The 23,055-nt window shown below is 70.6% G+C and carries 20 protein-coding genes; 6 read left to right on the top strand and 14 right to left on the bottom strand.

Features of this window, described 5'->3' with window-relative positions; genetic code table 11:
- Positions 1–73 precede the first annotated feature (73 nt).
- The 7 genes from pheT to aceA form a co-directional block, all read right to left on the bottom strand.
- The gene (gene pheT / locus H4F90_RS04155; RefSeq protein WP_182661744.1) at positions 74–2,539 is read right to left on the bottom strand and encodes a phenylalanine--tRNA ligase subunit beta; all 2,466 of its coding nucleotides are present in this window, start codon (positions 2,537–2,539) and stop codon (positions 74–76) included.
- 68 nt (positions 2,540–2,607) lie between these two features.
- On the bottom strand, positions 2,608–3,657 hold the full coding sequence (gene pheS, locus H4F90_RS04150) for a phenylalanine--tRNA ligase subunit alpha (RefSeq protein ID WP_182661732.1): 1,050 nt from the start codon (positions 3,655–3,657) through the stop codon (positions 2,608–2,610).
- Between the two features lie 129 nt (positions 3,658–3,786).
- Positions 3,787–4,143: a 50S ribosomal protein L20 gene (gene rplT, locus H4F90_RS04145; RefSeq protein WP_182661730.1), complete on the bottom strand. Its 357-nt coding sequence runs from the start codon at positions 4,141–4,143 to the stop codon at positions 3,787–3,789.
- A 27-nt stretch (positions 4,144–4,170) separates the two neighbouring features.
- A complete protein-coding gene (gene rpmI, locus H4F90_RS04140; protein WP_028601240.1) occupies positions 4,171–4,374 on the bottom strand; it encodes a 50S ribosomal protein L35 in 204 nt (67 codons plus the stop codon).
- Positions 4,375–4,528: 154 nt separating this feature from the next.
- Positions 4,529–5,077, bottom strand: coding sequence for a translation initiation factor IF-3 (gene infC / locus H4F90_RS04135; RefSeq protein WP_182663028.1), 549 nt, complete (start codon positions 5,075–5,077; stop codon positions 4,529–4,531).
- A gap of 111 nt (positions 5,078–5,188) precedes the next feature.
- Positions 5,189–7,108: a threonine--tRNA ligase gene (gene thrS / locus H4F90_RS04130; RefSeq protein ID WP_182661728.1), complete on the bottom strand. Its 1,920-nt coding sequence runs from the start codon at positions 7,106–7,108 to the stop codon at positions 5,189–5,191.
- A gap of 338 nt (positions 7,109–7,446) precedes the next feature.
- Complete coding sequence (gene aceA / locus H4F90_RS04125) at positions 7,447–8,763, bottom strand: isocitrate lyase (RefSeq protein ID WP_182661726.1); 1,317 nt, start codon at positions 8,761–8,763, stop codon at positions 7,447–7,449.
- Positions 8,764–9,005: 242 nt separating this feature from the next.
- Between aceA and speB the strand changes: the two genes are divergently transcribed.
- Positions 9,006–9,959, top strand: coding sequence for an agmatinase (speB, locus tag H4F90_RS04120; protein ID WP_182661724.1), 954 nt, complete (start codon positions 9,006–9,008; stop codon positions 9,957–9,959).
- Here the strand turns inward: speB and H4F90_RS04115 are convergent.
- The 7 genes from H4F90_RS04115 to H4F90_RS04085 form a co-directional block, all read right to left on the bottom strand.
- The gene (locus tag H4F90_RS04115) at positions 9,902–10,930 is read right to left on the bottom strand and encodes a vWA domain-containing protein (protein WP_182661722.1); all 1,029 of its coding nucleotides are present in this window, start codon (positions 10,928–10,930) and stop codon (positions 9,902–9,904) included. The genes speB and H4F90_RS04115 overlap by 58 nt on opposite strands.
- Complete coding sequence (locus H4F90_RS04110; protein WP_182661721.1) at positions 10,927–11,709, bottom strand: tetratricopeptide repeat protein; 783 nt, start codon at positions 11,707–11,709, stop codon at positions 10,927–10,929. The genes H4F90_RS04115 and H4F90_RS04110 overlap by 4 nt, the downstream gene beginning before the upstream one ends.
- Positions 11,700–12,734, bottom strand: coding sequence for a vWA domain-containing protein (locus H4F90_RS04105; RefSeq protein ID WP_182661719.1), 1,035 nt, complete (start codon positions 12,732–12,734; stop codon positions 11,700–11,702). Before H4F90_RS04105 ends, H4F90_RS04110 begins: the two co-directional genes overlap by 10 nt.
- Positions 12,731–13,624, bottom strand: coding sequence for a hypothetical protein (locus tag H4F90_RS04100; RefSeq protein ID WP_182661717.1), 894 nt, complete (start codon positions 13,622–13,624; stop codon positions 12,731–12,733). The genes H4F90_RS04105 and H4F90_RS04100 overlap by 4 nt, the downstream gene beginning before the upstream one ends.
- Before the next feature lie 199 nt (positions 13,625–13,823).
- Positions 13,824–14,690: a DUF58 domain-containing protein gene (locus H4F90_RS04095; RefSeq protein WP_182661715.1), complete on the bottom strand. Its 867-nt coding sequence runs from the start codon at positions 14,688–14,690 to the stop codon at positions 13,824–13,826.
- Positions 14,691–14,730: 40 nt separating this feature from the next.
- On the bottom strand, positions 14,731–15,771 hold the full coding sequence (locus H4F90_RS04090; protein WP_182661713.1) for an AAA family ATPase: 1,041 nt from the start codon (positions 15,769–15,771) through the stop codon (positions 14,731–14,733).
- 139 nt (positions 15,772–15,910) lie between these two features.
- Positions 15,911–16,417, bottom strand: a complete 507-nt coding sequence (locus H4F90_RS04085) for an Lrp/AsnC family transcriptional regulator (protein WP_182661711.1) — start codon at positions 16,415–16,417, stop codon at positions 15,911–15,913.
- Positions 16,418–16,544: 127 nt separating this feature from the next.
- On the opposite strand from H4F90_RS04085, the gene H4F90_RS04080 reads away from it, so the two are divergent.
- From H4F90_RS04080 to H4F90_RS04060, 5 genes are all read left to right on the top strand, one after another.
- A complete protein-coding gene (locus H4F90_RS04080; protein WP_182661709.1) occupies positions 16,545–17,858 on the top strand; it encodes an aspartate aminotransferase family protein in 1,314 nt (437 codons plus the stop codon).
- A gap of 25 nt (positions 17,859–17,883) precedes the next feature.
- Positions 17,884–19,221, top strand: a complete 1,338-nt coding sequence (locus tag H4F90_RS04075) for an NAD(P)/FAD-dependent oxidoreductase (protein WP_182661707.1) — start codon at positions 17,884–17,886, stop codon at positions 19,219–19,221.
- A gap of 129 nt (positions 19,222–19,350) precedes the next feature.
- The gene (locus H4F90_RS04070; protein WP_182661705.1) at positions 19,351–20,184 is read left to right on the top strand and encodes a gamma-glutamyl-gamma-aminobutyrate hydrolase family protein; all 834 of its coding nucleotides are present in this window, start codon (positions 19,351–19,353) and stop codon (positions 20,182–20,184) included.
- 73 nt (positions 20,185–20,257) lie between these two features.
- Positions 20,258–21,625 (top strand): glutamine synthetase family protein, encoded by a 1,368-nt coding sequence (locus H4F90_RS04065; RefSeq protein ID WP_182663026.1) that lies wholly within the window; start codon positions 20,258–20,260, stop codon positions 21,623–21,625.
- A 14-nt stretch (positions 21,626–21,639) separates the two neighbouring features.
- Complete coding sequence (locus tag H4F90_RS04060; protein ID WP_182661703.1) at positions 21,640–23,025, top strand: aspartate aminotransferase family protein; 1,386 nt, start codon at positions 21,640–21,642, stop codon at positions 23,023–23,025.
- The last annotated feature ends 30 nt before the right edge of the window (positions 23,026–23,055 follow it).

Here is a 23,055-nt window from a genome sequence, read left to right as displayed (position 1 = left end):
GTGTCCGGTCCGGACTCGGGGTCGCGGTCGTCGATCGGATCGTCGTGGGCAAGCATGGACATGATCGGGATCCTCAGCCGCGCAGGCGCACGGCCAGGGCCGCGCTCAGATGGGCCACCAGGGCCTGCAGGGTGGCGTCGATGCGCTCGTCGGTCAGGCTGCTGTCCTCGTCAAGCAGATCAAGCCGAACGGCCAGGCTGCGTTCGCCCGCGCCCATCTCGGCACTGGGCGTGGCCGGACGGTAGACATCGAACAGCCGGGCACGGCGCAAGAGGCCGCCGTGCGGACCGGCGTGCAGGGCGTCGATCACAGCGTCGTGGCTCAGCGCATCCGGGGCGATCAAGGCCAGGTCGCGCTGCACGGGCAGCAGCTTGGGCAGGGCCTGCAACTGCGGCAGGGGCAGACGCTGCAGGGCCTCGACGTCCAGCTCGAACAGCACGGGCGCTCCCGGCAGCTCGTAGGCCTGGCGCCAGCGCGGATGCAGTTCGCCGATCCAGCCGACGGCCTGGCCGTCCAGCTCGACACGTGCGGACCGTCCTGGGTGCATGGCCGGGTGCTCGGCCGCCACGAAGCGGGGCTGGCACGGGCTCAGCAAGGCCTCGACATCACCCTTGGCGTCGAAGAAGTCGACCGTGCGCTCGCGGCTGCCCCACTGCAGCGTGTCCACCGCGCCGAAGGCCAGGCCGGCCAGGCGCAGCGGCTGACGCACACCGGCCACGGTGGTGTCGCTGTCGGTGACCGAGGCGTCGCGCAGGAAGACGCGGCCCAATTCGAACACCCGCACCCGGGGCGCTTTGCGGGCCAGGTTGTGGCGGAGCACGGCAACCAGGCTGCCGATCAGGCTCGACCGCATCACCGCCAGCGGGCTGGCGATGGGGTTGAGCACGCGGATCGGCTCGGTGTTGCCCGCCAGCTCCTCTTCCCAGCGCGCTTCGACGAAGCTGTAGTTCACCGTCTCCTGATAGCCCAGGCCGGCCAGGGCATGGCGCAGGGCGTGGCTGCCGCGGCGGGTCTCGGAGCGCACGCGGGCGGTCACCGGCGCCCGCGGTGGCGTGTTCGGCAGCTGCGGGTAGCCGATCACGCGGATCAGCTCCTCGATCAGGTCTTCCTCGATCTGCAGGTCGAAGCGCCAGCTCGGTGGGGTGATGCGGATCACGTCGCCGCCCTGCCCTGTCTCCGCGGCCTCGAGCACAGGCACCAGGCCCAGGCGCTGGAAGATCTCCAGCGCGCGGGCCGTGCCGACCGGCATGCCGATCACCTTCTCGGCCCGGGCCAGGCGCAGGGCGAGCGGCGGCCGGGCAGGCAGTGCACCGACGGTGTCGTCGACCGGGCCCACCGTGGTTTCCGGCGTGCCGCAGACCTCAAGAATCAGCGCCGTCAGCCGCTCCAGGTGCAGCGCGGTGCGCTCGGCATCGACACCGCGCTCGAAGCGGTGGCCGGCGTCGGTCGAGAACTTGTAGCGCCGCGAGCGGCCGGCCACGGCCTGGGGCCACCAGAAAGCGCATTCGACGTAGACATTGCGCGTCGCATCGGATACCGCTGCCGCCTGGCCGCCCATGATGCCGGCGAGCGATTCCACCCCGGCCGCGTCGGCGATCACCCCCACCGGCTGACCGGCCGTGTCGGGGCCCAGCTCGACGGTCTGGCCGTTCAGCAGGGTGAGCTGCTCGCCGGGCCGGCCCCAGCGCACGCTCAGGCCGCCCTGCAGGGTGTCGAGGTCGAAGACGTGGCTGGGCCGGCCCAGTTCGAACATCAGGTAGTTCGACAGGTCGACCAGCGCGCTGACTGGCCGTTGTCCGCAGCGGCGCAGGCGTTCGGCCATCCAATCGGGCGTGCGGGCCTGCGGGTTCAGACCGCGGATCACCCGGCCGCTGAAGCGGCCGCAGAGTTCGGGAGCCTCGATCGTGACCGGCACCCGTTCCTCGCGGCTGGCCGGCACCGGGGCGATCGTCGGCTCCAGCAGCGGCGAGCCGGTCAGGACCGACAACTCGCGCGCGATCCCGTACACGCTCAGGCAATGCGCCAGATTGGGGGTGAGCTTGAGCGTGAACAGGGTGTCGTCGAGCTGCAGCAGCTCGCGCAGGTCGGTGCCGACCGGCGCCTCGGCCGGCAGCACCATCAGGCCGGCGTTCTCCTCGGACAGCTTCAGCTCGCGGGCCGAGCACAGCATGCCCGCGCTCTCGACCCCGCGCAGCTTGCCGAGCTTGATGCGGAAGGGCTCACCACCCGGCTCGGCCGGCGGCAGCTCGGCCCCGACCCGCGCGCAAGGCACCTTCAGGCCGACGGCGACATTGGGCGCGCCGCAGACGATCTGCAGCAGAGCACCGCTGCCGTCGTCGACCTCGCAGACGTTCAGGCGATCGGCATTCGGATGGCGGCTGAGGGACTTGACCTCGCCGACGACGACTTGCGTGAAGGGCGGCGCCACCGGGCGCAGCTCCTCCACTTCCAGGCCGGCCATGGTCAGGGTCTCGGCCAGTTGGGCCGTGCTCAGCGGCGGGTTGCAGAAGGCGCGCAGCCAGGATTCAGGGAATTGCATGGCGGGGGATCAGCTCGGTTCGGCTCGGACGGCGGTGAGGGCGAGGGGGGCGATTGGACAAGGCCCGCTCACTGGAACTGCGCGAGGAAGCGCAGGTCGCCGTCGAAGAAGAGGCGCAGGTCGTTCACGCCGTAGCGCAGCATGGCCAGGCGGTCGATGCCCGAGCCGAAGGCGAAACCGAGGTAGCGCTCCGGGTCCAGGCCCATGTTGCGGATGACCTGGGGGTGCACCTGACCCGAACCCGACACCTCCAGCCAGCGGCCCTTGAGCGGACCCTGGCCGAACATGATGTCGATCTCGGCGCTCGGCTCGGTGAAGGGGAAGAAGCTGGGGCGGAAGCGCAGCTCCAGGTCCTTCGATTCGAAGAACTGCTGGATGAAGTCGAGGTAGACCGCCTTCAGGTCCTTGAAGCTGATGGCCTCGCCGATCCAGAGGCCTTCGACCTGGTGGAACATCGGTGAATGGGTGGCGTCGCTGTCGACCCGGTAGGTGCGGCCCGGCGCGATCACGCGGATCTCGGGCATGGTCTGGCCGGCGTCGATCAGGTGACGGTGGGCCTTCACATGGCGCACCGCATGGCGGATCTGCATCGGGCTGGTGTGGGTGCGCAGCACGTGGTCCCCCTCGACGTAGAAGGTGTCGTGCATCGAGCGGGCCGGATGGTCGGCTGGCGTGTTCAGCGCGGTGAAGTTGAACCAGTCGGTCTCGATCTCGGGGCCGTCAGCGACCTCGAAACCCATTGAGCCGAAGATGGCCTCGATCCGCTCCATGGCCCGCATCACCGGATGCAGGCTGCCTGCGCCGCGACGCCGGCCGGGCAGGCTCACGTCCAGGGCCTCGGCCTGCAGCTGGCGGCTGAGTTCAGCCTCGGCCAGGGCCTGGCGGCGCGCATTCAGCGCAGCCTCGACCTGGGCCTTCACGGCATTGATCTCGGCGCCGCGCACCTTGCGCGACTCCGCATCGAGCTTGCCCAGGCCCTTCATCAGTTCCGTCAGCGCACCCGTCTTGCCGAGGTAGCGGGCCTTGGCATCCTCCAGCGCGGCCGGGGTTGCGGCGGCGGCGAAGTCACGGGCCGCGTGATCGGCCAGATCGGCCAGCGGGGTCACGGTGTCGGTCATGGGCAGGGCGGGAGAACGAGGGAGCGGCAGGACACGCCGCAGAGACGAAAAAGGCCTGCCGCGGGGCAGGCCTTGAGACGCGGGATGGAGCCGGGCCGGGGCGGGAGCCCCGGCATGGCCTCAAGCCCTTCAGGCGAGTTGCGCCTTGGCCTTCTCGACGATGCTGCCGAAAGCGGCCGGATCGTTGACGGCCAGATCGGCCAGCACCTTGCGGTCCACTTCGATGGCAGCCTTCTTGAGGCCGGCCATGAAGCGGCTGTAGGTGACGCCCAGCGCGCGCGAGGCGGCGTTGATCCGGACGATCCACAGGCGACGGAACACGCGCTTCTTCGCGCGGCGATCCCGGTACGCGTACTGACCCGCCTTCATCACCGCCTGCTTGGCGATGCGATAGACGTTCTTCCGACGACCGCGGTAGCCCTTGGCCAGGGCCAGGACCTTCTTGTGACGGGCACGGGCGGTAACACCACGTTTGACGCGAGGCATGTCTTACTCCTTCAGTCGATGTGGTGATTACAGGCCAGCGAACGGCAGCATCTGCGCCATGTGACCCATGTTGGTCTCATGCACATTCACCGCGCCGCGAAGCTGACGCTTGTTCTTGGTCGTCTTCTTGGTCAGGATGTGACGCTTGAAGGCTTGACCGCGCTTGACGGTGCCACCCGGGCGCACGCGGAAGCGCTTCTTCGCGCTGCTCTTGGTCTTCATCTTGGGCATGACTGCTCCTTTTCTTGTTCCCGCCGGCGCCGCGAACCGCTCGCGGACTTGGGGGCCGGCAGGCACCGCATCACCGGAGGGCCGGCAACGCCGGATCCGGCCGAAGCCGGATCCAGGACCGCAGCGGTGACCGAACCGCTGCAGCCCAAACCGCTTATTTTCGCCTCTTCGGCGCCAGCACCATGATCATCTGGCGGCCTTCGAGCTTGGGCATGTTCTCGACCACCGACAGATCGGCCAGATCATCACGCACGCGTTCGAGCAAGCGCATGCCGATCTCCTGGTGGGTGATCTCACGGCCGCGATAACGCAGCGTGACCTTGCACTTGTCGCCGTCCTCGAGGAAGCGGCGCATGTTGCGCAGCTTGATCGCGTAGTCGCCGTCGTCGGTGCCGGGGCGGAACTTGATCTCCTTGATGTCGACGACGTGCTGCTTGGCCTTGGCTTCGGCAGCTTTCTTGGCTTCGGCGTACTTGAACTTGCCGTAGTCCATCAGGCGGCAGACCGGGGGATCCGCCGTCGGCGCAATCTCGACCAGATCCACATCCTGCTCGCCGGCGAGGCGCAGCGCCTCCATGATGGTCATGACGCCCAGGGGCTCGTTCTCGGGACCGTTGACCCGCACCTCAGGCGCCATGATCTCCCGGTTGAGGCGGTGCTTGCGCTCGTCGTTGCGGATGCGGCGCTCGAAGAAATTAGCGATGGTCTGGGTCCTTCCGAGCCCGGGGGCTCATTGATTGATCGGGGTGCGTCCCTGGGCGAGGCTGCCGTCTGACCGTGCTTGGACAACAGTCATCTGACGCCGCTGACCTTTTCAGGCCTTGCGGGCGATGTCACCGGTGATCTTCTGGGAGAAGGCTTCCAGGGCCATCGCTCCGAGGTCTTGGTTGCCCCGGGCGCGCACCGCAACGGCTCCCGCCGCCATCTCCTTGTCACCAACGACGAGGATGTAGGGGAGCTTTTGCATCGAATGCTCACGAATTTTATACGTGATCTTCTCGTTGCGGAGGTCCAGCGCAACCCTAAGGCCTTGTTTCTGCAGCGTTTTGGCGACTTCACGGGCGTAATCGGCCTGCGCATCGGTGATGTTGAGCACCGCCACCTGCACCGGAGCCAGCCAGGCCGGCAGCGCGCCAGCATGTTGTTCAATCAGGATGCCGATGAAACGCTCCAGGCTCCCGAGGATGGCCCGGTGCAGCATGACCGGCCGCTTGCGGCTGCCATCCTCGGCCACGTACTCCGCGTCCAGCCGTTCGGGCAGGGCGAAGTCCACCTGGATGGTGCCGCACTGCCAGGGCCGGCCCAGCGCATCTTTGAGCGTGTATTCGATCTTCGGGCCGTAGAAGGCGCCGTCGCCCGGCGCGATCTCGTAGGCGCAGCCCGAGCGCTCCAGGCTGGCGAACAAGGCGGCCTCGGCCTTGTCCCAGGCCTCGTCGGAGCCGATGCGAGCGGCCGGCCGGGTGGCGACCTTGTAGAGGATGTCGGTGAAGCCGAAATCGGCGTAGACGCGCTTCAGCAGTTCGGTGAAGGCCCCGCACTCATCGAGGATCTGGTCCTCGGTGCAGAAGATGTGGCCGTCGTCCTGCGTGAAGCCGCGCACCCGCATGATGCCGTGCAGGCCACCAGTGGGCTCGTTGCGGTGGCACTGGCCGAACTCGCCGAAGCGCAGCGGCAGGTCACGGTAGCTCTTGATGCCCTGCTTGTAGATGAGCACGTGACCGGGACAGTTCATCGGCTTGAGCGCGTAGTCGCGCTTCTCCGACTCGGTCGTGAACATGTTGTCGCGGTACTTGTCCCAGTGCCCGGTCTTCTCCCACAGGCCCTTGTCGAGGATCTGCGGGCCCTTGACCTCGAGGTAGCCGTGGTCCTGGTAGACGCGGCGCATGGTCTGCTCGACCTGCTGCCACAGCGTCCAGCCCTTGGGGTGCCAGAAGACCAGGCCGGGCGCGTGCTCGTCGAGGTGGAAGAGGTCCAGTTCGCGGCCGAGCTTGCGGTGGTCGCGCTTCTCAGCCTCCTCGATGCGACGCAGGTAGGCCTGCAGATCGTCCTTGCTGGCCCAGGCCGTGCCGTAGACCCGCTGCAGCATCTCGTTGCGGTGATCGCCGCGCCAGTAGGCCCCGGCCACCTTCATGAGCTTGAAGTGCTTGAGCTTGCCGGTGCTGGGCACGTGCGGGCCGCGGCAGAGGTCCTCGAAACCGCCTTCGCGGTAGAGGCTGACGTCCTGCCCCTCCGGGATGCTCGCGATGATCTCGGCCTTGTAATGCTCGCCCTGGGCCTTGAAGTGCGCGACGGCCTCGTCGCGCGGCAGCACCCGGCGCTCGACCTTCTCGTCCTTCTTCGCCAGCTCGCCCATGCGTTGCTCAATGGCAGCCAGGTCCTCCGGCGTGAAGGGTCGCTTGTAGGCGAAGTCGTAATAGAAGCCGTCCTCGATGACCGGACCGATGGTGACCTGGGCCTCGGGGAAGAGCTGCTTGACCGCATAGGCCAGCAGGTGCGCGGTGGAATGACGGATCAGCTCCAGGCCGTCGGCATCCTTCTCGGTCACGATGGCCAGTTCGACGTCCTCCGCGATCGTGTGCGAGGTGTCGACCAGACGGGCCGCATCGCCTCGTCCGATGCGGCCGGCCAGGGCAGCCTTGGCCAGGCCGGCGCCGATCGAGGCGGCGACCTCGGCAACGGTGACGGGCGCAGGGAACTCACGGCGTGAGCCGTCGGGGAGCAGGATCGCAGGCATGGGGAATCCGGTCGGGCAAGAAAAAAGCGCGGGGCGAGCCGCGCTTTTCGAGGGGAGCAGGGACGGTCGCGCGGGTTCGGGCTCAGCGCCAGCGGCGCTGCGGTGAGGTGGAAGCCGGAGTCCGCGGTGTCATAACCATCGTGCCTTTCTCGCCCTTGTTGGGTTTCGGGTCACGCATTCTAAGGACCGCCCCAGGGACTCTTCGCCCTGCTTCGAGGGCACGTTCAGTGGCGCGGACCGGTCGGGGCATCGTGCCCGAGCAAGAGGGCCCGGAGCTTGCGCCCCGGGCCCTCCGGCGGTTCACGCGATCAGGTGCCGGCATACGCCGGCCGCCTGGATCAGTGGAACTGCTCTTCTTCGGTCGAGCCGGTCAGGGCCTTGACCGAGGACGAACCGCCCTGGATCACGGTGGTCACGTCGTCGAAGTAGCCGGCGCCGACTTCCTGCTGGTGCGACACGAAGGTGTAGCCCTTCTCGCGCGCCGCGAATTCCGGCTCCTGCACCTGCTGGACGTAGTGCTTCATGCCTTCGCCGCGGGCATAGGCATGCGCGAACTGGAAGGTGTTGTACCAGTTGACGTGGATGCCGGCCAGGGTGATGAACTGGTACTTGTAGCCCAGCGCGCTCAGGTCTTCCTGGAAGGAAGCGATCTGGCTGTCGTTGAGGTTCTTCTTCCAGTTGAACGACGGCGAGCAGTTGTACGACAGCAGCTTGCCCGGGCAGGCGGCGTGCACGGCTTGCGCGAACTCACGGGCGAAGCCGATGTCGGGCACGCCGGTTTCGCACCACACCAGGTCGGCGTAGGGGGCGTAGGCGACGCCACGGCTGATGGCTTGCTCCAGGCCGTTCTTGACGCGGTAGAAGCCTTCCTGGGTGCGCTCACCGGTCAGGAAGGGCTTGTCGTTGGCGTCGTGGTCGCTGGTGATCAGGTTGGCGGCCTCGGCGTCGGTACGGGCCAGCACGATGGTCGGCACGCCCATCACGTCGGCGGCGAAGCGGGCCGAGATCAGCTTCTCGATGGCTTCCTGGGTCGGGACCAGGACCTTGCCACCCATGTGGCCGCACTTCTTGACAGCGGCCAGCTGGTCTTCGAAGTGAACGCCGGCGGCACCCGCGGCGATCATGTTCTTCATCAGCTCGAAGGCGTTCAGCACGCCGCCGAAACCGGCTTCCGCGTCCGCGACGATGGGCAGGAAGTAGTCGATGAACTCGGCCGAGCCCGGCTCGATGCCACGCGACCACTGGATCTCGTCAGCGCGCTTGAAGGTGTTGTTGATGCGGCGAACCATGGTCGGCACCGAGTCGTACGCGTAGAGCGACTGGTCGGGGTACATGGTTTCGCTGGTGTTGCCGTCGGCGGCGACTTGCCAGCCCGACAGGTACACGGCTTCCAGGCCGGCCTTGGCCTGCTGCATCGCCTGACCGGCGGTGATCGCGCCGAAGGCGTTGACGTAGCCCTTCTTGGCGCCGCCATTGACCTTGGCCCACAGGGTCTCGGCGCCGCGCTTGGCCAGGGTGTACTCGGGCTGCAGGCTGCCACGCAGGCGAACGACGTCGGCCGCGCTGTAGCCGCGCTTCACGAGCTTCCAGCGGGGGTTTTCAGCCCAGTCCTTTTCGAGGGCGGCGATCTGTTGTTCGCGGGTCAGTTGCGTCATGGGAGAGACTCCAGGGATGGAACGGAAAGTGGCGATAGCGTAGCTGTGCGGCCACGCTTTGCGAAGACTTGTGTCTTATAGAAGACTCACTGGCTAGCCCTTGAAAATCAAGGACTTGGCGACGAAATTTCCGGATGCGAAATCTTGTTCCCCACAATGGGAAATTTTGCGGCGCCGCACCAGACGCTATTTTTACATGATGGAAGCCCCACCTGCCCCGATGAAATGAGGACCGGATCACGATGAGCGCCTTCGCCTTCCACAGCGACCAGCGATTCCTGCGCGTTCCGGCGCCCCTGCCGGGAGACGGCCGACCCTTCGGCCTGGCCGGCATCGCCTGGGACGGCAGCGTCACCCACCGGCCTGGCGCGCGCTTCGGCCCGGCCGCGATCCGCGCGGCCAGCCTGATGCTCTGCGACGGCATCCATCCGCATTTCGACCTCAGCCCCGACACCGCGCTGGCCGACGCCGGCGACCTGGCCCTGCCCAACACCAGCCTCGAACGCATGCGGGCCGCCCTGGCCGCGCCGGCCGCAGCCCTGCTCGCCGAGCGACACATGGTCTGGCTCGGCGGCGACCACAGCATCACCCTGCCCCTGCTGCGCGCGCTCAAGGCCCGTCATGGCCAGCCGCTGGCCGTGCTGCACTTCGATGCGCACTGCGACACCTGGACCGACCACTTCGGCGAGCCCAGCGGCCACGGCACCTGGGTGCACGAGGCGATCCAGGAGGGCCTGGCCGTGCCGGAGGGCTTCGTGCAGATCGGCATCCGCTCGGCCGGCGAGCGGGCGGCACGGGACTACGTGGCCGACCGCGGCGGCCAGATCTTCACCGCCCGCGCGCTGCGTGGCCTGGCCAGCCCGGCGCAGCTTGCCCCCGTGCTGGACGCCATCCGCGCGCGCATGAGGGCCCTGGGCCATCCGCCGCTCTACCTGAGCCTGGACATCGACTGCCTGGACCCTGCCTACGCCCCCGGCACCGGCACGCCCGAGCCGGGGGGGCTGAGCAGCAACCAGGTGCTGACGATCCTTGAAGAGCTGGCCGACCTGAACTTCGTCGGCATGGATTGCGTGGAGGTGGCACCGCCCTACGACCATGCCGAGCTCACCGCGAACGCCGCCGCCTGCTTCGTCTGGACCTACCTCTGCGGGCGCCTCCACGCACGCCAGCGCCAGACCGAAGGCGGCGGCAGGTAGGAGAGCAGCAGCGCCAGCAGCGCGGCGCCCCCCAGCAGCGGGGCCAGCGCATGGCGGGTTGGGGCCGGGTGGGCCAGGGCCGGGTCCAGCAGCCGCTCACGCAGCGCGGCCGGTGCATCCAGCCGCTGGTAGCCCAGCTTGAGGCTGTCGGCCAGCTCGCGCAGGTAGTCGCCGCGCAGGGCCGAGAGGTGCTCCTTGCCCGGCACCACCCCGGGGATGGGCTGCACCGGCTTGTCGGCCTCGGTGTCGATCAGGGCCTCACCGGTGCCGCCGCGGCCCAGGCTGCGCGGGTCGACCTGCATCACCTCGTTCGCCCCCCAGAAGCCGAGCGGCCGCCCGGCGGGGTCCGAGCGCGGTATCGGTGCCAGCTCGTCGCCGCCGACGCCCATCACCACGCCGCGCACCTCGCCCGGTGTGCCGGGGAAGTTGGGCCGGTAGCGCGGGTTCACCGGCGGCGACTCATGCCCGTCGCTGAGGAACAGCAGGGCGGGCTTCTCCGGCAGCCCCGCGGCGATCGCCACGGCGCCAAACAAGCCCTTGGCCACTTCGCTGTTGCCCGTCCAGGCCATGCGGCCGTCGATGCGCGCCAGCGTGTCCTTCAGCTCGCGGTAGTTCGCGCAGACCTCCATCGGCGCGAGCAGCAGGAAGCTGCGCGATTCCGTGAACAGGCCCAGGCCCAGCTGCGAGCCGCAGGGCATCTCGCCGATCACCGCGTCCAGCTGGCGCTTGGCGGCCTGCAGCCGGCTCACGAGCTGGGTCGAGCCATCGGCGGCGGTGACCGGCATGTCGCGCACATCCATGCTCTGCGTCACGTCCAGCACCACCACCCAGTCGTGGCGCCGGCCCGGCCCGTGCAGGGCCGGGTCGAGCAGGGCCAGCAGGACCAGCAGCAGCGCGAGCGGTCGCAGCTGGGCATGGCGCGGGCGAAGGTGCCGAAGGCCGAGCCGGCGCAGGACGGCCGCGCGCTTCATGGCAGGCCCTGGGAGACGCCGCGCATGGTGGTGGCGGCCCGCTCGGCGTTCTCGGGCGGGCCGGCCGCCTCGCTGTCCTCGTGCTCGGGGTCGGGCAGCAGGCGCTGCGCCCGCTCGTAGTTGTAGCGGGCGGGCCAGTGCGTCGGGTCCAGCCGCAGCACCTGGCGGTAGCCCTCCTTGGCCAGTTCGATCACCGGCACGGCCTGGCCGGGCGAGGGGGACTCGCGCAGCCGAAAAGCCTGTTGCATCAGCACATTGCTGCTGTTGTAGCGCGCGGCCAGACCCAGCCGTGGGTGATCGATCAGGCTGCGGTAGCGGGCCAGCGCGGCCTCGTGCTCGCCGGCGGCGGCCAGGACCTGGGCTTCGGCAAAGCGCCATTCCGGGGGATGCCCGGCGTCCAGCCAGTCCGGCCGTCCGGATGCCGCCGAAGCGGCCGACACCGCCGGCGCGGATGCACGACCGGCCGGCGGGCTGCCGGAGGCGCCCTCGAGGGCACCGGCCACCGATCCGGGCCCGACCCGCGCAAGCGCCCGGCGCAGCACCTCGCGGGCCGCCTCGGGGTCCTCGCGCAGGGCGGCCATGCGGGCGTCCCACTGCGCAGCCTCGCGCAGGGCCAGCCCTTCGCGGCCGGCCAGCACGGCCAGCAGCAGGGTCGCGGCCAGGGCCCAGCGCAAGCGCCGTCGCGCACGGGCCAGGGCCGAAGCGGCCGCAGCCTGCTGGCGCTGGCGACGATCGGCCCCGGCAGGGGCCGGGGAGGCCGTGGACGGGGTCAGCGCCATGCGTGCAGTTCCTTCCAGCGGGCCAGGCTCAGCAGCAGCAAGGCCGCGGCAGCCACCCCGTAGGCCAGCGGGGCGTAGGCCGCCCGCGGCACCGTGTCCAGGTAGGTGATCGGGAGGTTCTCGAGCCGGTTCACATCGGCCACCGCGCGTTCCAGGGCATCCGGGTTCTCGGCCTCGTAGGCCCGGTAGGGCACGCCCAGGTTCTTGAAGTAGCGGTGCAGGAAGTACTCGGGGACGGCTTCGGCGTTCTCCGGGCTCAGGCCCTCGGCCTCGCTCAGGCCGGGGCTGCGCGCGGAGCGGATGTAGATCCAGTACAGCGACACCCGGTAGCGCTGCATGAGCGTGGCGAGGCGCTCGCGCACGACGGCGTCGAGATGGTCGCCGCCGTCCGAGACCAGCATCAGGATGCGCGAGCCGGTGTAGGGCCGCTGCTCGAAGAAGGCCAGGCCCTCCTGCAGCGCCAGCCAGATGTCGGTTTCCGAGATGCCGCGGCCCACCTGGCCCGCGGCGATGGCGGCCTTCACCGCCGCGGGCTTCTCGGTGAAGTCCAGCACGCGCATCGGCAGCGTGCTGAACACGACCATGCCGAAGCGGTCGTTCGGCCGCTGCGCGACGAACTGGGTCAGCACGCGGCGCGCCGCCTCGCCCTTGTTGCGGTCGGCCACCGCCTTCTCGCCCGACAGGCTGTAGTAGGGGTTGTAGTTGCCGCCGATGCCCAGGCCGTCCCGTGCGCTGCCGAAGGCCTGGTCCATGCTGCGGCTGCGGTCGAGCAGCAGCACGATCTCGGCGCCCTGCCCTTGCCGCTCGACCTGGCGCTCGGGCCGGTAGGGGCCGGCCAAGGCCAGCAGCAGGGCCGCCAGCGCGACCACCCCGGCCCCGCGCAGCACGCGGTCGAGCCAGCGGGACGCTGGGTCGTCCGGCAGGAGCGACAGGCTGGAGTAGACCAGGCGCGAACCCGTCCCCCGCCGCAGCGGCAGCAAGGCCAGCGGCAGCAGAAGCAGCAAGGCGGGGTGTTCCAGGTTCATGCCCGGGCCTCCACCGGCGCCGCCAGCGCAGCCGGCGCGAGGCGCTCGAACGCGGCCAGCTCCTGGGCCAGACGCCGCAGGCGGGCCAGATCCCAGCCGGGGGCGGCGCCGGCACCGGGCTGGAAGAACAGGATTTCCGAAGCCTGGTGGAAGGCCAGCAGTTCGTCGGCCAGCGGGGCCAGGCCCGGCCGGGCGTCCAGGTAGGCCGGCAGGTCGCGGGCGAGCAGGTTGCGGCCGGCCTGGGCCCGCAGCGCCGCATGCACGCGGGCGAAGACGGCCCGGGGATCGTCGGCCAGGGCCTGCGGGGGCAGCGTGGCCAATTCGCGCCGCAGGCGGGCGAAGGGCTGGCGCTGTCGCAGCAGGCGGGGACGCAGCAGCAGCACCCAGGCCAGGCCCAGCAGCATGAGCAGCAGCCCCGCCAGGGCCAGCCCGCCCCGCAGCCGGATGGCCCGGGTGTCGAGCGGGGGCGCGTCGGCATCGGGCTGCAGCGGCCCCAGCCCGCGGCGATTGGCAGCTTCTTCAGGGCCCAGCGGCGCCAGTTGCAGGGGCCAGGCGTCGATCCTCAGGGTCTGCACCCGGCCTCCGCCGATGGGCTCAAACTCCAGAAGCACCGGCGGCAATTCCAGCACGCGCGGCTGCAGCGGGGCGGCAAAGACCTGGTAGCGCAGGGTCAGGGTCTGGCGCGGCGCATCGTGCGGGCCTTCGTGCAAGGCCTCGCGCAGCTCCAGCGCCTGGCCGCGCCGGCCGGGCACCGGCACGCTGTCACCGCGCAGCCGCAGGCCCGCCGGCAGTTCGAGCCGTATCGTGCGTTCGACCACGTCGCCGACCCAATGCCCGTAGGCCCGCGGCTCGTCCACCTTGTGATGCAGCCCGGCGGGCGGGACCGGCACGGGGGCGGCGGGTTGGGCCGGTGCCCGCTGCCCTGCCCCGCCCCCAGCCGGCGCGGCCTGCGACCCCGCGTCCGCCTCCGGGACGGCGGCGGCCGAGGCTGCAGCATCCGGTCCGACCACGGGCTGGGCGGCCGCAGGCATCACCAGGCTGGCCAGCAGCATGGCGATCCACGGCAGGCGGGGCCTGCGCCAGGCGCGCTCAAGGCCTGGCGCCATAGAAGTAGGCGGTGACCGCATCGGGATCGTGGCCATCGGCCAGGTGAAGGGGCCGCATCTGGTGGCGGCGGAACAGCTGATCCAGGAAAGTCCGGCGCTCGTCCTCCAGCCGGCTCCAGCGCTCACGCAGCACGGGGCGCAGCCAGACCAGGCGCTCGGCCCCGGTCTCGGGATCGCGCAGCGGGGCCAGGCCCTGGCCGGCCGGCAGGGTGAACTCGAGGGGATCCCAGACCACCACCGGCACCACGGCATGGCCGGCCAGGCTGCGCAGCAGCGCCTCGATCTGTGCCGGCGGCAGGTGGAAATCCGACAGCAGGAAGATCAGGCTCCGTTGCCGACGCAGATGCCGGTGGGCCTGCAGCAGGCCGGCCGCGCCAAGGTCGCCACGGCCCTCGCCCAGGCGCAGGCCGCGCAGGCGCGGCCCGAGGCCGAGGCCTGCGCCGCGGGCACGGGTCAGAGGCAGCAGGAGGTCGGCACGCACGGTGTCGTCGCAGCCGATGAAGCCGAAGGCGTCGCCGCAGCGGTAGGCGGCATAGGCCAGGCCCTCCGCGAAATCCGCGAGGGTGTCGAGCTTGCGGTGGCGGCCGACAAAGCCCATGGAGGCTGAGAGGTCCGCGATCAGCAGCACCTGTGCGGCCATGCGCTGGGCATAGACGCGCACCTGCCAGCTGCCGAAGGGGTCGCGCAAGCTCGCGTGGATGTCGATGCGGCGGGCGTCCGGCGCATCGGCCAGCGGCAGGTGACGGCGGAACTCGAAGCCGCTCTCGCCGCGCGGGCTGCGGTGGGCTCCGGGGAAGTGACCGGCGGCCGGCCCCGGCAGGCGGTAGTGGAACTCGCGGCGGACGTTCATCGGGCGAGGCGAGCGCATGGGCGGGCGCCGGGCGCGCGCCTCATGGCGCCGGCACCTGGGCGAGCAGACCCTGCATCAAGGCCGGCGCCAGTTCGGCGCGGCGCAGTTCGTGGACCGGCTGGAAGCACAGGCGATGCGCCATCACCTCGGGGAAGACGGCCTGGATGTCCTCCGGCAGCACATGACTGCGGCCCTCGATCCAGGCCGACACCCGCGCAGCCTGCAAGAGCATGCCGACGCCCCGCGGACTGGCGCCGGCCAGCACCAGGTCGGCGCTGTCGACGTCCAGCGCCTCCAGCCGGACGCCCGCATCCTGCGGACGCGCGGTGGCCTCCCACAGGCGCAGCACGTAACGCTGCAGCGCCGGGCTGGCGGCAACGCCGCGCTGGATGGCCGCGGCCAGGCCGATCAGGCCCTCCATGTCGACCACCCCCTGCGGCAAGGCGCCGATCAGCGCATCGGTGTCGTGAAAGCGCGGGTCGAAGGCCAGCGCCAGCCGGGCCGCTTCGTCGGCCGGTGCATCGATGGCGATCTCCATCATGAACCTGTCACGCGCCGCCGAGGCAATCTCGAAGGTCTCCTCCCGTTCGACCCGGTTGCGGTCAGCGAAGACCTGAAGCCGCGGGAAGCGCCATTCCCGGTTGAAGGCCTGCACGCTGCGCTCGGCCATCGCGCGCAGCAACAGGGCATGCACCTGCGGCCGGGCGCGGTTGATCTCGTTGAAGAAAAAGATGGCGAGCGCTTCGCCGTCGCGGATCAGCGGGCCCGGCTCCACCGCCGGCTTGCCCTCGGCGCTGATGTAGGTGTGGTACAGCAGGTCGTTGGGCATCAGGTCGACCGTGCCCTCGATGCGGCCGAAGCGCCCGCCCATGGCCCGGGCGAAGGCCCGCAGCAGCGTCGTCTTGCCGACCCCGACGTCGCCCTGCAGCAGCACGTGGCCGCGGGCAAAGACGGCTGTGGTGATGCGGCGTATGGCCCGGGCCTGCCCGACGACGGCCTGGGCAACCGCTGCCTCCAGGGCCAGGGCCTGGGCGCGGCCTGCGCTCAACAAGAGGTCATCGCGATCGTCGGGGGCAGGCATGCACGCGGGTCCTAGGCACAAGGCGCCGGGACAGAGGGCCCGGCTCGGCGCGCGAGCATCGCCGCATGCGGGCGACGCGGCAATCGGCAGCGGCCCGTAGACAGGGTGATGAAACCGGCCCTGCGGGCACCGCCCCTGCTCACAAGTCGAGCGCCGTCGTCTTCTTGACCGTGCGCAGCACCAGCATGGAGTTGCTGCGCAGCATGCCGGGCAGGCGCATCAGCACCTCGCTGTGGAAGCGCTCCAGGTCCGCGGCATCGCGGTAGGTGAAGCGGATCAGGTAGTCGTGGGTGCCGGCCACGTAGAAGCAGTCGAGGATGGACGGGATGTCCTTCACCGCACGCTCGAAGGCTTCGATGGCCGGCACGGTCAGTCGCTCCAGGTTGACGATGGTGTAGCTGGTGCCGGGCTGGCCGACGATCCGGGGGTTGAGCAGGGCGACGTAGCGGTCGATCACCCCGGCCTCTTCCAGGGCCTTCACGCGCCGCAGGCAGGCCGAGGGCGAGAGATGCACCTTTTGCGCCAGGGCCAGGTTGGACTGGCGGCCGTCGGCCTGAAGCTCGCGCAGGATGGCGCGATCCAGCGCGTCCAGCGGCGGCTGGGGGAGCGAGGTGTCGGATTGCGTCGATCCCGAGCTTTTCGGCATGTTGTGCGAGTGATGGAGTTCGAGCGCAATTTTGTGCGAATCCTGAGGGATCTCACCCGCGATTGCGCAAGCACATTGCGTGGCCGCCTGCCTAGACTGGGCACCGTCACCCCCTGCCCTGCCCGCGATGAGCCACGCCGCCGAACTCGACGCCTACTGGATGCCCTTCACCGCGAACCGGCAGTTCAAGCAGGCCCCGCGGCTGATCGCCAAAGCCGCAGGCATGCATTTCTGGACGCCGGAGGGCCGCGAGATCCTGGACGGCATCGCCGGCCTGTGGTGCGTGAACGCCGGCCACGCCCGACCGCGCATCGTGCAGGCCATCCAGGCCCAGGCGGCGGAGCTGGACTTCGCCCCGCCCTTCAACATGGGCCATCCCCTGGCCTTCACCCTGGCTGATCGGCTGGCGCAGATCGCGCCGGCCGGGCTGGACCGGGTCTTCTTCACCAATTCCGGCTCGGAATCGGTCGAGACCGCGCTGAAGATGGCCCTGGCTTACCACCGCCTGCGCGGCGAGGGCCAGCGCACCCGGCTGATCGGCCGCGAGTGCGGCTACCACGGCGTGAACTTCGGGGGCATCTCGGTGGGCGGCATGGTGGCCAACCGCAAGATGTTCGGCAGCCTGCTGGCCGGCGTGGACCATATCCGCCACACCCACGACCCCGAGCGCAATGCCTACAGCCGCGGCCAGCCGGCCCACGGTGCCGAGCTGGCCGAGGACCTGGAGCGCCTGATCGCGCTGCACGATGCCAGCACCATCGCCGCGGTCATCGTCGAACCGGTGGCCGGCTCGACCGGGGTGCTGATCCCGCCGCTCGGCTACCTGCAGCGCCTGCGCGAGATCTGCAACCGCCACGGCATCCTGCTGATCTTCGACGAGGTGATCTCGGGCTTCGGCCGCACCGGTGCGCCCTTTGCCGCCCAGCGCTTCGGCGTCACGCCCGACCTGATGACGGTGGCCAAGGGCCTCACCAATGGCTGCGTGCCCATGGGGGCGGTCTTGGCCAGCCGGGCCCTGCACGACACCTTCATGACCGGCCCCGAGCACGCGATCGAGTTCTTCCACGGCTACACCTATTCCGGCCATCCCCTGGCCTGTGCCGCGGCCCTGGGCACGCTCGACACCTATGCCGAGGAAGGCCTGCTCACGCGCGGCGCGGCGCTGGAGCCGGTCTGGACCGAGGCCCTCCACAGCCTGCGGGGCCTGCCGCATGTGATCGACATCCGCACGATCGGCCTGGTCGCCGGCATCGAGCTGGCCCCGCGCCCGGGCGAACCCACGCGCCGGGCCTTCGACGCCTTCATGGACTGCTGGCAGCAGGGGGTGCTGGTGCGGACCACGGGCGACACGATCGCGCTGTCGCCGCCGCTGATCATCGAAGAGCGGCACATCGCACAGCTCGTCGAGGCGATCGGCACCGCGCTGCGGCGCCTGGCCTGAAGCCCCGCCCGCCCCCGCCCCGGCGATGGCCTGGATCGACACCGACCGCGCGCTGGGCCGGCAGAGCTGGTACGCGGCGAGCGCGCCACCGGCGGTGGCGCAGCCAGTGCTGGCGGGCGATCTGCGGGTCGACGTGGCCATCGTCGGTGGCGGCCTGGCCGGCCTGTCGGCCGCGCTGGACCTGGCCGCCCGCGGCCGCCGCGTCGCCGTGCTGGAGGCCGGGCAGTTGGGCGAAGGGGCCAGCGGCCGCAACGGCGGCCAGGCCATCCATGGCCTGGCTTGCGACATCGACACCGTCGAAGCCCAGCTCGGGACCGAAGCGGCGCAGCGCATCTGGCGCATGTCGCTGGACGCACTGGATCTGCTGCGGGCCCGCATCGCCGAGCATGCGATCGACTGCGACTGGCAGGCCGGCTGGCTGGGCTTGGCCACCTCGGCGCGCAAGGCCCGCGCGCTGCGCGACAGCCTCGACGGCCTGGCCCGGCGCCACGGCAGCCGCTACCGCTGGCTGGCGCGGGACGAACTGCCGGCCTGGATCGACAGCCCGCGCTATGCCGGCGGCTATGTGGACCCGGCCTCCGGCCACCTGCATCCGCTCAAGCTGGTGCGCGGCCTGGCCGCCGCCGCCGCGCGGGCCGGCGTGCTGCTCTTCGAGCACAGCGCCGTGCTGGGCCTGGAGGACCCGCCCGGCGCCCCCTGCCGCCTGCGCACCGCCGCCGGCCGGGTGCAGGCCGACCAGGTGCTGCTCGCCGGCAACAGCCGCCTGGCCGCGCTGGCCCCCGGCCTGGCCCCGGCGCTGGCGCCGCGGGTCATGCCGGTCGGCACCTACATCGTGACCACCGAGCCGCTGGGCGAGGCCCGCTGCCGGGCGCTGATCCCCAGCCGCGCCGCGGTCTGCGACACCAACTTCGTGCTGGACTACTTCCGCCCCACGGCCGACCACCGCCTGCTCTTCGGCGGCCGGGTCAGCTACAGCACCCTGACCCCGCCGGGCATGGCGGCCAGCCTGCAAGGGCGGCTGCAGGCCGTGTTCCCGCAGCTGGCGGGCGTGCCGATCAGCCATGCCTGGGGCGGCTTCGTCGACATCTCGATGAACCGCGCGCCGGACTTCGGCCGACTCGACGCCCGCGGCCGCCCCGGCGCCGCCGCAGGCCGCGTCTACTACCTGCAGGGCTTCTCGGGCCACGGCCTGGCCCTCACCGGCCTGGCCGGCCGGCTGGTGGCCGAGGCCATGGCCGGCGACGCCGGGCGCTTCGACACCTTCGCCCGCCTGCGCCACCGGCCTTTCCCGGGCGGCGCGGCACTGCGCACCCCCGCCCTGGTGCTGGGCATGGCCTGGTACCGGCTGCGGGATGCGCTGTGAACGCAGGCCGCAAGCGGAGGCACCCGCAGCCGTGGCGCCCCGAACACATCTTGCCCCGCTGCAGGCCGCCCGGATGGCACGGGCTTTGCCTACATGCTGGAATCCACCGGACCCCCTGAAGATCCGCCGATGAACGCCGCCGCGCCCGCCTCTGTCCTGCTCGCCGCGTCCGACCGCCCCGTCGTGCTGGTGCCGGCCTGCAACCGTCAGCTCGGCGACCACCCCTTCCACATCTGCGGCCAGAAGTACATCGATGCGGTGCGCCTGGCCGGCGCGCTGCCCCTGGTCATGCCGGCGGCGACGCCCGATGAACTGGCCGACCTGCTCGCCCTGGCCGACGGCCTGCTGCTGACCGGCTCGCCCAGCAACGTGCATCCGCGCCACTTCGACGAGGGCGTGCTCAACCCCGAGCTGCCGCTCGACCCGCGCCGGGACGAGATGACGCTGCCGCTGATCCGCGCGGCACGCGAGCGCGGCCTGCCCTTCCTGGCCATCTGCCGCGGTTTCCAGGAGGTCAATGTGGCCCTGGGCGGTGCGCTGCATCAGGCCGTGCAGGACCTGCCCGGCCACCTCGACCACCGCGAGGACAAGGACGCGCCGGTCGACGTGCAGTACGGCCTCGCCCACCCCCTGCAGGTCGAGGCCGGCGGCCTGCTGGCCACCCTGCTGGGTGCGGGCGAGATCCAGGTCAACAGCCTGCATGGCCAGGGCGTCAAGCGACTGGCGCCGGGCCTGCGCGTGGAGGCCCGCGCGCCCGACGGCCTGATCGAAGCCTTCTCCGTGCCGCCGCCCGAGGGCGAGGCCGCCGAAGCCGGCCGCTTCCAGCTCGGCGTGCAGTGGCATCCCGAGTGGAAGGCGCGCGAGAACCCGATCTCCATGACCCTGCTGCGCGCCTTCGGCGATGCCTGCCGCAGCTTCCGCGAGCGCACCCGCGCGACCGTGCCCGAACGCCCCCGCCCCTGAGGCCCTGTGCGTGCTCCACCCGTCCCGGATCGGCCGCCGCGGCCCCGGGCTCGAGAACGAACAAGGACGAATGATGGTGGCGAGAGACAAGCTCAGCTTCAGCGACCTGGAACACTGGCTCAACGAGCGCCGGGTGACCGAGATCGAATGCCTGGTGCCCGACCTGACCGGCGTGGCCCGCGGCAAGATCCTGCCGCGCGAGAAGTTCACCGAAGACCGCGGCATGCGCCTGCCCGAGGCCGTGGTGGCCATGGGCGTGACCGGCGAATTCCCCGAGGCCGGCCCCTACTACGACGTGATCAGCCCGACCGACCGCGACATGCACCTGCGGCCGGATCCCAGCACGGTGCGCCTGGTGCCCTGGGCCGCCGACCCCACCGCCCAGGTGCTGCACGACTGCTACGACCGCGACGGCACCCTGGTGCCCTATGCCCCGCGCTCGGTGCTGCGGCGGGTCTGCGAGCTCTATGCGGCCGAGGGCTGGCAGCCCATCGTCGCGCCCGAGCTGGAGTTCTACCTGGTCGCCCGCAACAGCGACCCGGACGTGCCGCTGAAGCCGCCGGTGGGCCGCAGCGGCCGCAGCGAGACCTCGCGCCAGGCCTATTCCATCGATGCCGTCAACGAGTTCGATCCGCTCTTCGAGGACATCTACGCCTACTGCGAGAAGATGGAGCTGGGCGTCGACACCCTGATCCACGAGATCGGCGCCGGCCAGATGGAGATCAACTTTTTCCATGCCGCGCCGCTGCAGCTGGCCGACGAGGTCTTCTTCTTCAAGCGCACCGTGCGCGAGGCGGCTCTGCGCCACAACATGTTCGCGACCTTCATGGCCAAGCCGATCGCCGGCGAGCCGGGCAGCGCGATGCACATCCACCAGAGCGTGGTCGACGCGGCCACCGGGCACAACATCTTCAGCCAGGCCGACGGCAGCGCGTCGGACGCCTTCCGCTGGTACCTCGGCGGCCTGCAGAAGTACATCCCCGCGGCCATGGCCCTGTTCGCGCCCTATGTGAACAGCTACCGCCGCCTGGCCCGCCACACCGCCGCGCCGATCAACATCCAGTGGGGCACCGACAACCGCACCGTGGGCATCCGCAGTCCGGTCGCGCCGCCCCATGCGCGGCGCATCGAGAACCGCGTGATCGGTGCCGACGCGAACCCCTACGTCGCGCTGGCCGCCACCCTGGCCTGCGGCTGGCTCGGCATGAAGCAGCGGATCGAGCCCAGCCCCGAATGCAAGGGCGACGCCTACCTGGGCGACCACGCGCTGCCGCGCAGCCTGGGCGAGGCGCTGGAGCTGCTGCGTGCCGAGAAGGACCTGGCCCGGGTGCTCGGCGAGTCCTTCGTCACCGTCTACACCGAGGTCAAGGAAATCGAGTACGCCGAGTTCATGAAGGTGATCTCGCCCTGGGAACGCGAACACCTGCTCCTCCACGTCTGAACTGAAGCGCGCCCATGATCCCCACCCGCAGCACCCAGGCCTGGCAGGCGGCCGACGCCGCCCACTTCCTGCACCCCTTCACCGACTTCAAGGCCCTGGGGGCCCAGGGCGCGCGCATCATCGAGCGTGCCGACAACATCTGGCTGTGGGACAGCGAGGGCCAGCAGATCCTCGATGCGATGAGCGGCCTGTGGTGCGTGAACGTCGGCTACGGCCAGCCGGCCCTGGTCGAGGCGGCCACCGAGCAGCTCCGCCAGCTGCCCTTCTACAACGCCTTCTTCCAGACGGCCACGCCGCCGGCCATCGCCCTGGCCGAGGCCCTGGCGGCCATCGCGCCGCCGGGCTTCCAGCATGTCTTCTTCGCCGGCTCGGGCTCGGAGGGCAATGACACGGTGGTCCGCATGGTCCGCCGCTACTGGGACCTGCAGGGCCAGCCCCAGCGCCAGCACATCATCAGCCGCTGGAACGGCTACCACGGCTCGACGATGGCCGGCGCCTCGCTCGGCGGCATGCGCTACATGCATGCCCAGGGCGGGCTGCCGATTCCCGGCATCAGCCACATCCCGCAACCCTACTGGTGGGAGCACGGTCGGGCTCAGGGCCTGAGCCGCGAGGACTTCGGCCTCGTCGCGGCCCGTTGGCTGGAAGACGAGATCCTGCGCCTGGGCCCCGAGAACGTTGCCGCCTTCATTGGCGAGCCGGTGCAGGGCGCGGGCGGCGTGATCGTGCCGCCGGCCAGCTACTGGCCCGAGATCCAGCGCATCGCCGAGCGCTACGGGATCCTGCTGGTCGCCGACGAAGTCATCTGCGGCTTCGGCCGCACCGGCCAGTGGTGGGGTTCGCAGACCCAGGGCTTCCGGCCCGACCTGATGACCTTCGCCAAGGGCGTGACCAGCGGCTACATCCCCCTCGGCGGGGTGCTGGTGGGGGAGCGCGTGGCCACGGCCCTGATCGAGCAGGGCGGCGAGTTCGAGCACGGCTACACCTACAGCGGCCACCCGGTGGCCTGTGCGGTGGGCCTGGCCAATCTGAAGCTGATCCAGGAGCTCGGGCTGGTCGAGCATGTGCGCGAGGACGTCGGCCCCTACCTGGCCGAACAGTTCGCGACGCTCAAGGACCACCCCCTGGTCGGCGACGCCGAGACCTGCGGCCTGATGGGCGCGATGCTGCTGGTCAAGGACCGCGCCACCGGCGCCGGCTTCGCCCCCGAGCAGGGGGTCGGCATGGTCTGCCGCGGCCACTGCTTCGGCAACGGCCTGATCATGCGGGCCGTCGGCGACCGCATGATCATCGCGCCGCCGCTCGTCATCACCCGCGCGCAGGTCGACGAACTGATGCACCGCATCCGTCGGGCACTCGACCTGACGCTGGCCGATCTGCACCGCCGAGGCTGGGTCTGAGCGGCCCCGCCCCGGTTTCCCCCGTCTCTT

Source organism: Aquariibacter albus (assembly GCF_014145335.1).
GTDB lineage: Bacteria > Pseudomonadota > Gammaproteobacteria > Burkholderiales > Burkholderiaceae_C > Aquariibacter > Aquariibacter albus.
The sequence above is the reverse complement of the archived record's forward strand: the minus strand, read 5'-3'. Positions and strand labels throughout refer to the sequence as shown.